10 protein-coding genes and 1 pseudogene are annotated in these 12,617 nt (G+C 57.6%); 3 read left to right on the plus strand and 8 right to left on the minus strand.

The window, feature by feature from the left end:
• Positions 1-188 precede the first annotated feature (188 nt).
• On the plus strand, positions 189-1,019 hold the full coding sequence (locus tag V3C19_RS07765; protein WP_295875338.1) for a PEP-CTERM sorting domain-containing protein: 831 nt from the start codon (positions 189-191) through the stop codon (positions 1,017-1,019).
• A 155-nt stretch (positions 1,020-1,174) separates the two neighbouring features.
• Here the strand turns inward: V3C19_RS07765 and V3C19_RS07770 are convergent, their stop codons facing one another.
• From V3C19_RS07770 to V3C19_RS07780, 3 genes are all read right to left on the minus strand, one after another.
• A complete protein-coding gene (locus V3C19_RS07770; protein WP_295934591.1) occupies positions 1,175-1,996 on the minus strand; it encodes a hypothetical protein in 822 nt (273 codons plus the stop codon).
• Between the two features lie 195 nt (positions 1,997-2,191).
• On the minus strand, positions 2,192-2,662 hold the full coding sequence (locus V3C19_RS07775; protein WP_295934594.1) for a dihydrofolate reductase: 471 nt from the start codon (positions 2,660-2,662) through the stop codon (positions 2,192-2,194).
• A 27-nt stretch (positions 2,663-2,689) separates the two neighbouring features.
• Positions 2,690-3,505 carry a thymidylate synthase gene (locus tag V3C19_RS07780; RefSeq protein ID WP_130083733.1) on the minus strand — a complete coding sequence of 272 codons (816 nt, stop codon included), beginning with the start codon at positions 3,503-3,505 and terminating at the stop codon, positions 2,690-2,692.
• Positions 3,506-3,648: 143 nt separating this feature from the next.
• On the opposite strand from V3C19_RS07780, the gene cls reads away from it, so the two are divergent.
• Together cls and V3C19_RS07790 are read left to right on the plus strand one after the other, a co-directional pair.
• Entirely contained in the window at positions 3,649-5,106 is a 1,458-nt protein-coding gene (cls, locus tag V3C19_RS07785; RefSeq protein WP_161981277.1) for a cardiolipin synthase, read from the plus strand.
• A 121-nt stretch (positions 5,107-5,227) separates the two neighbouring features.
• Positions 5,228-6,751, plus strand: a complete 1,524-nt coding sequence (locus V3C19_RS07790) for a pyruvate carboxylase subunit B (protein WP_130083735.1) — start codon at positions 5,228-5,230, stop codon at positions 6,749-6,751.
• 499 nt (positions 6,752-7,250) lie between these two features.
• Here V3C19_RS07790 and V3C19_RS07795 read toward each other — a convergent pair whose 3' ends face one another.
• The 5 genes and pseudogenes from V3C19_RS07795 to uxuA form a co-directional block, all read right to left on the minus strand.
• Complete coding sequence (locus tag V3C19_RS07795; RefSeq protein WP_161981278.1) at positions 7,251-8,492, minus strand: MFS transporter; 1,242 nt, start codon at positions 8,490-8,492, stop codon at positions 7,251-7,253.
• A 59-nt stretch (positions 8,493-8,551) separates the two neighbouring features.
• On the minus strand, positions 8,552-9,196 hold the full coding sequence (gene eda, locus V3C19_RS07800; RefSeq protein WP_295934596.1) for a bifunctional 4-hydroxy-2-oxoglutarate aldolase/2-dehydro-3-deoxy-phosphogluconate aldolase: 645 nt from the start codon (positions 9,194-9,196) through the stop codon (positions 8,552-8,554).
• A 3-nt stretch (positions 9,197-9,199) separates the two neighbouring features.
• Positions 9,200-10,597: a glucuronate isomerase gene (gene uxaC / locus V3C19_RS07805; protein WP_130083738.1), complete on the minus strand. Its 1,398-nt coding sequence runs from the start codon at positions 10,595-10,597 to the stop codon at positions 9,200-9,202.
• An 18-nt stretch (positions 10,598-10,615) separates the two neighbouring features.
• The gene (locus tag V3C19_RS12835; protein WP_345786451.1) at positions 10,616-11,380 is read right to left on the minus strand and encodes an SDR family oxidoreductase; all 765 of its coding nucleotides are present in this window, start codon (positions 11,378-11,380) and stop codon (positions 10,616-10,618) included.
• Between the two features lie 66 nt (positions 11,381-11,446).
• Positions 11,447-12,616, minus strand: a pseudogene (gene uxuA / locus V3C19_RS12840) (mannonate dehydratase); the annotation flags it as partial.
• Position 12,617 lies beyond the last annotated feature (1 nt).

A 12,617-nucleotide genomic window follows, 5' to 3' on the forward strand; every position in this document is an offset into this window, starting at 1 on the left:
TCAATAGATATGTTTGATAAATAATGGTTTTTGAAAATTTAAACAAGGAATTCACTTGTATTTAAGTGTTTTTACATAATCTATATTTTCCATTAATCACTGATAAAAAATGAATAACAACAAAAGAAAATCATTGTCGGATATGAAATCCGACACATTTATTTCCGTTCAGAGAAGCACCACTTTTTATGGAAAAGACTTTATCGCTGTTCATCACCATGATGACCGTTTGCGCCTCCCAGGCGTCTACCGTATTACAGCCTGACTTCAATTATAGCGATTACTGGGTTTACGTCTGGAATGGAGGCGACAATGGAAATTGGTCAGAAAACAACTGGGGAATCCTTAAAAATTCATCCCAGACCAGCCTTCAATCTGGAGACGGTTACAAGCCCATCAATCAGGATCCGGGCTTTATTGGGTATGATTTTTCCGTGGAAAACGGAAAACAGACGTTCACCAGCAACCAGACAGCTATTACCGTTACAGCCGAAAACGAGCTGAAAAGTTGTACATCAGGTATCTATCTGGGGGACTACGTCACCTTGAATGCCACCGAATGGGGAGATTATGGAGCATTTTCCATGCATCTCGGAACCAACACTCAAGTAAATTTCAATTTTGACATGGGTGTTGCGGACGGAACAGTTTTCGACTTCGGACAGATGACCGGAAACAGCCTGGTTACTATTGGAACGGCATGGCTTGGGGATAAAACAACCATTCTGAAGGGCAGTTACACTCTAGCCGGGCTGACTGCTTCCATTGACATGCTCCATGTCGGCTTCGGAGACGGTTCCATTTCCAACTTTGACGGTTCCCAATTACATGTAATGGATTCCGACGGCAATACGCTTACTTACGCCCAGGATGCAAGCAACCTCAAGGAAGGCGAATTCGGCCTGCAATACAATGATGGAAATGTTCAACTGGTAGCCATGGCCGTCCCGGAACCCGCAACCGCCGTCATGGGGCTGTTTGGACTCGGCACGCTGTTGATGCGCCGCAGACGGTTCTGACGGACAATTCGTTTTGTCGCATCAATTCCAAAGGCGGGAGATTTCCCGCCTTTTTTACTTGCCTGGACTCGCCAGGGGCTGCTCCACGGATAGATGAATGCCTCTTCCCGCATTTAAACCATTCACGCGGAACAGACTATCCGAATAGTTCCGAGTTATTGACGGCGGCGCCTCATCAGCAATCCACCCACGCACGCGAAACCCAGCAGAGAAACGGAAGGTTCTGGAACGGCCTGGGAGCCCGTCACGTATTCCACATACAGCTTCTTGCCGTCGGCGTCATAAACCAGCTTGTACTTGCCCAAGTCCTCTCTGGTGGCGGTCAGCTCTGCAGACTGGTCATAAAGGGTCGAAACTTCCCCGGATTCAAAGCTCACCTGAAAATTGGAAAAATCAAATGACAAGGCATCTCCATTGGTCCCGAAGGTCATCAAATCCCTGCGCTGGATAGAGAATTCTCCTCCTCCCAGAATATTCAGGGAACCGTTCAAATTGAAGTGGGCGCTTGACGAATTGTTGAAATTGGCCTGGTACACTACGGAACCTTCCAGGCCCAGATTAAACGTAAGAGGCTGGCGGCCCACCTCTGGAGCGCCGTTTTTATAGTCTCCCCACACATTGTTTGTGAAAATCAGACCGTCCGCGGAGCCTATGGTGAAGGTGGACCCCCAGAATTTCGCATCGTTGGTCGTCACCGTCAGGGTACTCCCCTCCGCGATATTGATATTCATGCCGTAGAATGTATTGCTGCCTCCGTTGCTCCCTATCTTGACGTTGATATTTCCGTCGGAGCCGATGTACATGGTATCTCCCGTAGCAGGTTTTGATGCAGAAGCGGGGCCGTCAGGAGAATCCCTTTTCCAATTCCCGGCCGTTTCCCACCAGCCATCATTGGAACCGGAATAATACAGGGAGGCTCCCAGGGAGAAGGATGCCGTACTGCACAGAACAACTATCAGGGACAGAACAGTTTTCATACGCGGTTAATGTAACGAATTCCGAATCCGCGTTTTTGATCGGTCGTCCACCCTCTTTATAATTCCAAGACAGTCATGAACAAGGGAGAATATCGAAAAAAGGCCATAATTTAATAAGATCAAGCATTATCAATGCTTTATAAAAATAAAGCATTTATGGTCAATAAATTTCATTGCCAACGGATTCGGAATCCCCTATTCGTGCAAAAACAAATCAAAACCTTCAAATTGTTCCTGAAGATTTGCTGACGGGAAACGGTCTTCAAACGGCGGTAGCCACGTATCCGCCGGGTATTCCCCCCGGACATGGGAAATCCACATGCGGGACATGAGCGGCATCATCAGGGAAAAGATTTCCGCACCGCCGATGACCATGACTTCCGGGTCCATCAGGGACAGACGCTCCAGTTCCTCCACGGAGTGAATGACGTCCACTCCTTCCGCCGTCCAGAACGGATCGCGGGTCAGCACAATGTTCTGCCGTCCGGGGAGCGGCCTGCCGATGCTTTCATAGGTTTTGCGTCCCATCAGAACGGGATGCCCCGTGGTGAGGCGCTTGAAGGTTTTGAGGTCGTCCGGCAGATGCCAGGGCAGCGCGCCCCGGTAGCCGATGCCGCGGTCGGACGCCATGGCGACCACTCCTGTGTAAGTGACGGGCTGTGACATGATGATCAGGGAATGAGATGAGCGGAATTATACGGAAATGGGGGCCTTGATATGCGGCAGGGGATCATACCCGATAAGTTCGAAATCCTCGTAATGGAATCCATCAATGGTCCTGACATCCGGATTGAGCTTCATCACCGGAAGCGGGCGCGGCATGCGGGACAATTGTTCCCGTGCCTGGTCCAGATGGTTGCGGTACAGGTGCAGGTCCCCGAAGGTATGGATGAATTCCCTGGCCTCATAGCCGCACACCTGGGCTGTCATGAGCAGCAGCAGGGCATAGGAGGCAATGTTGAACGGAACTCCCAGGAAGAGGTCCGCGCTGCGCTGGTAGAGCTGGAGGGAAAGGCCGTTCCTTTCCTCTCCCGGCTGCGCGGGAATTACACAAAACTGAAAGAGGGAATGGCACGGCGGCAGGGCCATGTCGTCCACCAGGGCCACGTTCCAGGCACTGACGATGTGGCGCCGAGACCACGGATTATTCTTGAGGCCGTCAATCAGTCTGGCAATCTGGTCAATGGGCTTGCCGTCGTTCCCCGGCCAGCAGCGCCATTGCGCGCCGTACACGGGGCCAAGCTCGCCGTTTTCATCAGCCCATTCGTCCCAGATACTGACGCCGTTGTCTTTCAGAAACTTGATGTTGGTTTCACCTTTCAGGAACCAGAGCAGTTCGTAAATGATGGAGCGCAGGTGGAGCTTCTTGGTGGTCAGGCACGGAAAACCGTCGCGCAGGTCATATCTGCTCTGTCTGCCGAACACGCCGATAGTGCCCGTTCCAGTCCGGTCCTCCCGCCCCACCCCATGGGTCAAAACGTCGTCCAAAAGTTCCAAATACTGCTTCATTTCCGTAATTTGCGCTTTTCTCAGCCCTTGGCCCGTGATAATACGAGCATGCGCCACTTTAGTACCATCTCCAGCACCAAAAGCCAGCCTTTTCACTATTTCCCGTCCCTGTATTTTCTTCCGTTACGCGTTCCATGATTTCCATGCTCATACCTGACGAGCCATATTTGGGATTCGCCGCCCTCTGCCACATAGCCGGGGCATTCTGCCTGATTCCGGCGCTGCTCCACACACGCACGCCCCAGGGTACCATCGCGTGGCTGATTTCCCTGCTGGCCTTTCCCTACATCGCCGTGCCCTTTTATCTCATTCTGGGACGGCGCACCTTCAGCGGCTATGTGGAAACGCGGCGGAGACAGACGGATTCCGAGTCCCCGTGGGGAGAGCTGACGGACAAGATCACGAACTGCATGAAGCCATACGCCATACGCACAGCGGACACGGCGGGGGAAATCATGCAGACGCTGGGGGACATCGTGCGGCTGCCCGTGTGCAGGGGCAATTCCTGCCATCTCCTGATCGATGCGGACAATGCCTTCCCCCGCATTTACGATGCCATCAAGAAGGCGGAGCGTTACATCCTGATCGAGTTTTTCATCATCAAGAACGATTCGGTGGGCCAAAACCTGAAAAAACTGCTGATCGAGCGGGCGCGGGACGGCATCAACATTTATATGCTGTATGATGAAATAGGCTCTCACAAGCTGCCGCCCGGCTATATTTCCGCCCTGCGGAAGGAGGGGGTGAACATTGAGCCGTTCAATGGAAAGCGTCACTTCCTGAGCAACGTTCTGCGCCTGAACTTCCGGAATCACCGGAAGCTGGTCGTCGTGGACGGCTCCACCGCTTTCATCGGCGGCATGAACATCGGCCGGGAGTATCTGGGAAAGGGGGCGCTGGGATACTGGAGAGACACCTTCATCCAGCTCCACGGCCCCTCCGTCCAGCAGACCCAGATCAGCTTTCTGGAAGACTGGAACTGGGCCACCATGCTGAAATCCAACCCGTCCACCTTCCCCCGCCTGTGCTGGGAGATTACACCCCAGCCGGAGGATAAAACGGTGCTGGTGCTGCCCTCCGGCCCGGCGGACGTGATTCCCGCATGGAAGACCACCATCATTGCCCTGGCAAACCGGGCCACGCACCGCCTGTGGATTTCCACGCCCTATTTCGTCCCGGACGAAGGAGTGATGTCTGCCCTCCAGGCGGCCGCCCTGCGGAACGTGGACGTGCGCATCCTGCGCCCGGAACGGGCGGACCATATTCTGGTGAAGCTTTCCTCCTTCACCTTCCTTCGGGACCTGGATACCTACGGCATCCAGCTTTGGGCTTATAAAAAAGGCTTCCTGCACCAGAAGGTGATCCTGATGGACGACGACATCGCCACCGTGGGAACGGCCAACCTGGACAACCGCTCCCTGGCCCTGAACTTCGAACTCACCGCCATTGTCCGCGATTCCGGTGTCTGCGCGGAGATAAAGGCCATGCTGGAAAAAGACTTTTACTCATCCGTCAGGGAATCCCTGGAGGATTACAACAAAAAATCGCTGGGGTTCAAAATGCTATGCAACCTTGCCAGGTTGATGGCTCCTGTTCAATAATTGAGTTTTATTAGAATAATTCTAAATTCCATTCATGTAAGCTTGACCTCCTCAAACTCATATGAGACAATTTTTTTCAAGAAGCCACCTCCTTCAATTTTTAACGATCGTTAAATAAAATATGAATCCTGTTACATTCAACTGTACCGTTCTGCGCGACGGGCACCAATCCCTGGCGGCCACCCGCATGAAGACGGAAGACATGCTGCCCGTCGCCCCCATTCTGGACTCCATGGGCTTCAGCGCCCTGGAAACCTGGGGGGGCGCCACTATCGACGCCGGACTGCGCTTTTTGAAAGAGTGGCCCTTTGACCGCCTGGACGCCCTGAAAAAGGCCGCGCCCAAGACGCCGCACATGATGCTCCTGCGCGGCCAGAACATCGTGGGCTACACCAATTATGCGGACGACGTGGTGGAAGCCTTCGTCGCCATGAGCGCCAAGCACGGCATGAACATCTTCCGCATTTTCGACTGCGTGAACGATCCGCGCAACATGGAAACCTCCATCCGCGCCGCCAAAAAGGCCGGAGCACAGGCCCACGGCACCATCTGCTACACTACCTCCCCCGTGCACACTACGCAAAGCTTCGTGGACATGGGCCGGGAACTGGCTGACATGGGGGCGGACGCCATCGTCATCAAGGACATGGCCGGCCTCATCCCCCCCTATGTGACCCATGAACTGGTCAGCGCCCTGAAGAAGGACCTGAACATTCCCGTCTGGATTCACACGCATGACACCGCCGGCCTAGGTGCCTCCACCTACCTCAGCGCGATTGACGCCGGGGTGGACGCGTGCGACGTCTCCATCTCCCCCTTCGCCAACGGCACGGGTCAGCCGGACTGCCTGCGCATGCTCGCCCTGCTGAACGGCAATCCCCGCAAGCCGGATTACGACACGGACAAGCTCATTGAAGTTTCCGAAATGCTCAAGCCCGTTTACGACGGCCTGGGCAAGTTCACTTCCCACCGCAATGAAGTGGTGGACTCCGACACGCTCCGCTACCAGGTACCCGGCGGCATGCTTTCCAACTTCCGCACCCAGCTCAAGGAACAGGGCATGGAAGACAAGTTTGAAGAAGTGTTCGCGGAAATCCCCGTGGTCCGCAAGGCCCTGGGCTGGATTCCGCTGGTGACCCCCACCTCCCAGATTGTGGGCGTGCAGTCCATGCTGAACGTGAAGTTCGGCCGCTGGAAGAATATTACTCCCCAGGCGGCGGACATCGCCCTGGGCTACTACGGCCGCACCCCGGCCCCCGTGGACCCGGAAGTGCAGAAGCTCTGCGCGGAAAAGATGGGCAAGGAACCGATCACCTGCCGTCCGGCGGACCTGATCAAGCCCGGCATGGAAGACCTGCGCAGGAAGCTTGCGGAAAAGGGACTCCCCACGGACGACGAACACTGCGTGATTTACGCCATGTTCCCGCAACAGGTGGAAGATTTCTACAAGAAGCCGGAACCGAAGGAAGAAGTCCCCGTGCAGGTGAACACCGCTCCAGCCTCCGCTCCCGCGTCTGCCGCTCCGTCCATGACCATCATCGACAACGGCATCACCGCCCAGGTGAGCGGACCTTCCGGCTCCCGTGACCTGACTATCGTCATCAACGGCCAGGCCCACTCCGTTAAGGTCGAACGCGTCGGTTAAGGACGGAACAAATACTTTATTAATCAATTCACAGGCTGTTCCGGAAATCCGGAACAGCCTGTTTTTTACAGACTTCTTTTCTGGTAAAAACTCCTTGAGCACCGGAAGAAAAACCCCGGAATGCGCCCCCCGGATCACCAGAGAATCCCCGCTATAAGAAAACAAAGAAAGAAGGTGAAAATATGCATTCCCGTGAATGGCTATTCCAACAATCGGGAAAGGAAAGCGCCCGCTTCTCCGGGTTAAAAGCCTCCCCGGTTCAAGAGACATTTTCCCCGTGCAGCACTTTCAACATGCCGGAGGGGATTTATTCCCTCTCTCATGTTTTTGAAGGTAAGAGACCAGGAATCAGCATCATTCCCGGCGGCAATGCGCCTTCGGACAAATACCGGGGTGCTGCATGGCACGTATTCCATTGTTCCTGTCCACAGAAAGCTGGATCAAATGGAAACGGCGTGGGAATTTCCTCCCCGCACGCCGCCGTCACAAGACCGGAAGCTTAACTTTCCCTGACCTCCACCATGTTGATTTTGGGAACGATCAGGCTGAAGATGATGAAGGCGGCCAGATAGGCGCATCCGCACACGATGAAGATGATGTCATAGCCGTGGGAAGGATTGCCCAGCGCTACGAAGTGGGACAACGTGAAGCCCACCGCCGTCTGAAACAGCACGCTGCCGATCTGCCCCGCCATGCCGGAAAGGCCGGTGATGGATGCCACATCCGACTTCGGGAACATGTCGGAACCCAGCGTGTACACGCTGGCGGACCACGCCTGGTGTGCGCCTCCCGCCAGCCCCAGCACCGCCACGATGGTCCACATGTCAAAGTACTGGACGAAGATCACCGGAACCACGCAGCACGCAAAGATGAGCATGGAGATTTTCCTGACCTTGTTCAGGCTCCATCCACGGTTTGCCAGGAACTTGGTCAGGGTGCCGCCCAAAATGCTCAGTACGGTCACCAGGGCGTAAATGACGATCAGCGGCAGGGCGGATTCCTTGATGTTATAGCCAAAGTGCTTGCTGAAGAAATCCGGGAGCCAGAAGAGGAAGAACCACCAGATGGGATCCGTCAGGAAGCGCACGAGGATGAGGCTCCAGGACTGCCTGTAAGCCAGCAATTTCCTCCACGGAATGGAGGCCCTGGCTTCCTCCTTTTCCGCCTGCGCCAGGGCGGCGGATTCCTCCGCCAGCTTCACGCGCGGGTTCTTCGGCATGCGGAGCCAGAATATCACCCAGATAAAACCGAGAACGCCCGCGGCAATGAAAGCGGACTGCCAGCCCCACGCGGCGGCAATGAACGGGATGGTGGCCGGAGCCACCAGCGCCCCCACGTTCGCGCCGGAATTGAACAGGGTGGTGGCGAACACGCGTTCCCCGGAGGAAAACCAGTTGGTCACCGTCTTGATGCTTGCCGGGAAGTTGCCGCCTTCACCCAGGCCCAGAATAACGCGGCTGAGGCCCATGGATTTGACGCCGACGGCAAAGGCATGGGAAAGCGCGCCCACACTCCACCAGATGATGGAAATGGCAAAGCCCATCCGCGCGCCGTATTTGTCGATAATCCACCCGAACATGGTCAGGCCCACCGCGTAGGAAGCCTGGAAGATGGACATGATCATGCCGTACTGGGCGTCCGTCCAGCCCAGTTCTTGGTCCAGAATGGGTTTCAGGATGGAGAGAATCTGGCGGTCCAGGTAGTTGATCGTCGTCGCCGCAAAGAGCATGAAGAGAATCATCCACCGGAATGAGTCCTGCCTTGGTTGTTCCTGGAGCATGGGTAAAGCGCAGTTGGTTGTTAAAGGGCGTCTGCCTCCAAGGCTTTCAGGGCTTCCCGCGTGCGCCTGCCTATTTCCTCCCAGTCTCCGGCCTCAATGAGAGGAGATTCGCAAATCCAGGAACCGCCGCAGGCGGCCACTTCCGGGATTTCCAGCCAGGAGCCGATGTTGCCCGCGTTGATGCCGCCCGTGGGCATGATGCGCACGCCCGTATGGCGGAACGCGGCCAGCAGGGATTTAAGCATCCTGACGCCGCCCGCGGCCTCCGCCGGGAAAAACTTCTGGAACAGGCAGCCCAGGGAAAGGGCCTGGCTCATTTCCGAGGCGGTGGAGACGCCCGGCACAAACAGGAAATCCATCCCCGCGGCGGCTTTCACCACCTGCGGATCAAAGCCGGGAGCCACGCCGAAGGAGGCTCCCGCCCGGCAGGCGGCCTGCACCTGTTCCGGCGTCAGGAGGGTTCCCGCGCCCACCAGCATTCCGGGGACTTCCCGGGAAATGCGGGCAATGGCTTCCGCGGCGGCGGGCGTTCTGAACGTGATTTCCATGCAGGCGCAGCCGTTGTCCAGCAGCGCTTTGGCAAGGGGTACGGCCTTGTCCGCGTCATGGAGGACGACGACGGGGACAAGCCTGATGGCGGATAATTTTTCCAGCAGTGTCTTCATGATTTAAAAGTTGAAATATTGTTTGGCGTTCCTGTAGGAGATGTCCGCCGCCATGGAGCCTACCATCTCCATGTCGTCCGGAACCAGGCCCTGCGCCATGTCACGCCCCAGGACGCGGCAGAGGATGCGGCGGAAGTATTCATGCCGCGTGTAGCTCAGCAGGCTGCGGCTGTCCGTCAGCATGCCCACAAAACGGGAGAGCATGCCGAGCTGGCTGAGGGTTTCCAGATGGCGGGTCATGCCGTCCATCTGGTCCAGGAACCACCAGGCGGCCCCGTACTGCATTTTTCCAGCCGTGACGCCGTCCTGGAAACTGCCGCAGAGCACGGCCAGAGCGGCGTTGTCCCGCGGATTAAGGTTGTACAGGATGGTTCGCGGCAACGTTCCCTGTTGAGCGGAACGGTCCAGCAGACGGCCCAGCGGGGCCATGTACGTGAAATCCGCTATGGCGTCAAAGCCCGTATCCGGCCCCAGGTCCCGCAGGGCGGCTCCGTTCGGATTCCTGAGCGCGCCCACATGAAGCTGGCGCACCCAGTTTTTCGCGGAATCCAGCTCCGCGAAGTAGTCCATCAGGTAGTTGGAGAAACGGGCCGCATCCCCGGAGGCGATGTCACCGCCCCGGAGAGCGGAGGCGAACAGGGCGGCGGCTTCCTCTCCGGACAAGCTTTCCTCGTCAAACGCTTCAAGTGAGTGGTCCGAGAGCTTGCAGCCGTGACGGGCAAAAAAGTCATGCCGGGAGGCGAGCGCTTCCCTGAAAGCGGCCAAATCACGGATTTCCATGCCGGATGCCTGTTCCAGGCGCGCCACCCACTCCCGCCACGCACTGCCCTGGTGGACGGCGCGCGCCTTGTCCGGGCGGAAGGTGGGGAGCAGTTTGACGGAATCCCCGGAAAAGGCATGCCTCCGGTGGGCGGACAGGTCGTCGCAGGGGTCGTCCGTGGTGCAGACGGTCTCCACGTTCATCCTTTTCAGGATATCCAGCGCGCCCATTCCTCCGGACTGAAGCATGGAGGAGGTTTTTTCCCAGACCTCATCCGCCGTTTCCGGACTGAACAGAATGCCGGAAATGCCGAAGGGGCGGCGCAGTTCCAGATGCGTCCAGTGGTACAGCGGATTGCGCAGCAGGCGCGGCACCGTAGCCGCCCAGGCGTCATACTTTTCCCGGTCCGGAGCGTCTCCGGAACAGAGGCGTTCCGGAATGCCGTTCGTCCTCATGGCGCGCCATTTGTAATGGTCCCCGTCCAGCCAGAGCTGGGCGATGTTGGAGAACTGGCGGTTGTCCGCAATGGCGGCGGGATCCAAGTGGGAATGGTAGTCGATGATCGGCTGTCCTTCCGCGTACTCATGAAAAAGCGTCCTGGCCTGGGGAGTGTCCAGCAGGAAATCGTCGTTGATGAACATGGCGGCAAACGTTGGCGGTTATACTCCGGAATAGGCCAGAAAGCCCCCGTCCACGGGAATGATGACGCCCGTGACGAAGGAAGCGGAGGGAGAGACCAGGAAGCGGAGCACCCCGCAGAGGTCCTCCGGTTCACCGAAACGGTGCATGGGCGTCTTGGCAAGCACTTTGCGGCCGCGCGGCGTGGGGGTTGCCCCGTCCTTTTCCATCATCAGGAAGCGGTTCTGCTCCGTGATGAAGAACCCGGGGGCAATCGCGTTCACGCGGACGCCCAGCGGGGCCAGATGCGTGGCGAGCCACTTGGTAAAATTGTCCACCGCGGCCTTGGCGGCTCCGTACGCGCCCACCTTGGTCAGAGGCTGGAAGGCAGCCATGGAAGAGATGTTGACGATGCACCCGCCGGAGGCGGCCAGCAGCTCCCCGAACACCTGGGAAGGCAGAATGGTGCCGATCATGTTGAGGCGGTTCACGTACTCAAAGCCCTCCATGTCCATGCCGAAGAAGCCTTGATCCGCCGGAGTGTCCGGCATGCATTGCTCCGCCGGGCTGGTTCCGCGCGGATCATTGCCGCCCGCGCCGTTCACCAGGATGTCCAGCCTTCCCCATTCTTCCTTCACGCGGGAACAGGCCTGTTCCAGAGCAGCCTTGTCCAGCACGTCCGCAGCCAGCACCAGCGTCCGGTCCAGACCTTCCTCCGCCAGCTTCCGCTGGAGGTCTTCCAGCTTGGAGCGAGTACGGCCCAGGAGAGCCACGCTGGCCCCGGCCTTCAGCAGGTCACGGGCCATCACGGAACAGAGGACGCCCGCGGCCCCGGTCACGACAGCGGTCTTTCCCGCCAGCGGGCGGAAGGACTGGAGCCCCAGCGCCAGGCCGCGCAGTTCCGCCAGGCCGATCACGCGGCCGCCGTAGGAATACCCGGCATAGCAGTGCTTCTCCAGATCAATGTCCATCAGCTTCCCGTGGTCCGGGCGCACCAGAATGCGCCACTCCGGCCATCCCGCGGCCTTGCGGCGGGCTTCCTCGTCCAGCAGGCACTGCATGGCATAGGCCATGTCCGTATGGCCGCAAAGGTGGGAACCGGATTCCCGGAAGCTTTCATGGTCCGCGTCAAACACCGTATTGCGGAAATGGGCGAAATACACCCTGTCCGCAAACTCCTCCATCAGCAGGTGCGGCGCATTGGAATAAAGGCCGCCCAGAGAGCCGGTGCAGAGCGTGAAGCCGGAATGCATGGAGGGGACCTCCCGCACCAGTTGGCGCATGTCCTCCTCATCACTCATGATGCGGGGAAGGCCGAAGATGGGGCGCGGCGGGTCATCCGGATGAATGGCCATGCGGATGCCCGTTTCCTCGCACACGGGCATGATTTCATTCAGAAAGTCATACAGGTTCCGGCGCAATTGCGCATCGTCAATGCCCTCGTAGCGTTTGAGCATCTCCCTGAACTGCTCCGGCGTCAGGTCATCCACCGTGCCGGGCAGCCCCAGCAGGATGGAATCCGCCAGCGCCTTGCGGGCGTCTCCGTCCATGGACTGGAAAAGTTCACGGGCGCGCGCCGCCGTTTCCGGCGCGTAATCGTCCGCAGCCCCCGCCCTTTCCAGAATAAACAGGTCGAACGCGGCTACGCGGACGGCGTCATACTTTAAAACGCTGCTGCCGTCCTCCAGCGGAAAAGCCAGGTCGGAACGCGTCCAGTCCAGCACGGGCATGAAATTGTAGCACACCACTTTCACGCCTCCTGCGGCCAGGTTGCGGAGGCTCTGCTTGTAAACCTCCAGATAATGCTTCCAGTTCCCCGAACGCGTTTTGATGTCTTCATGGACGGCAATGCTTTCCGCCACCACCCATTTCATCCCGGCCTCTTCAACCATCCGCGCGCGTCCGGCCACGGCCTCCCGCGTCCAGAGTTCCCCGCACTTCACTTCATGCAGGGCCGTCACGATGCCCGCGGCTCCGGCCTGACGGATGTCCCTCAACGTCACAGGATCACTTGGACCGTACCATCTCCAGCTTTCAATCATA

The organism is Akkermansia sp. AE01SA01, from assembly GCF_036417395.1.
Lineage (GTDB): Bacteria > Verrucomicrobiota > Verrucomicrobiia > Verrucomicrobiales > Akkermansiaceae > Akkermansia.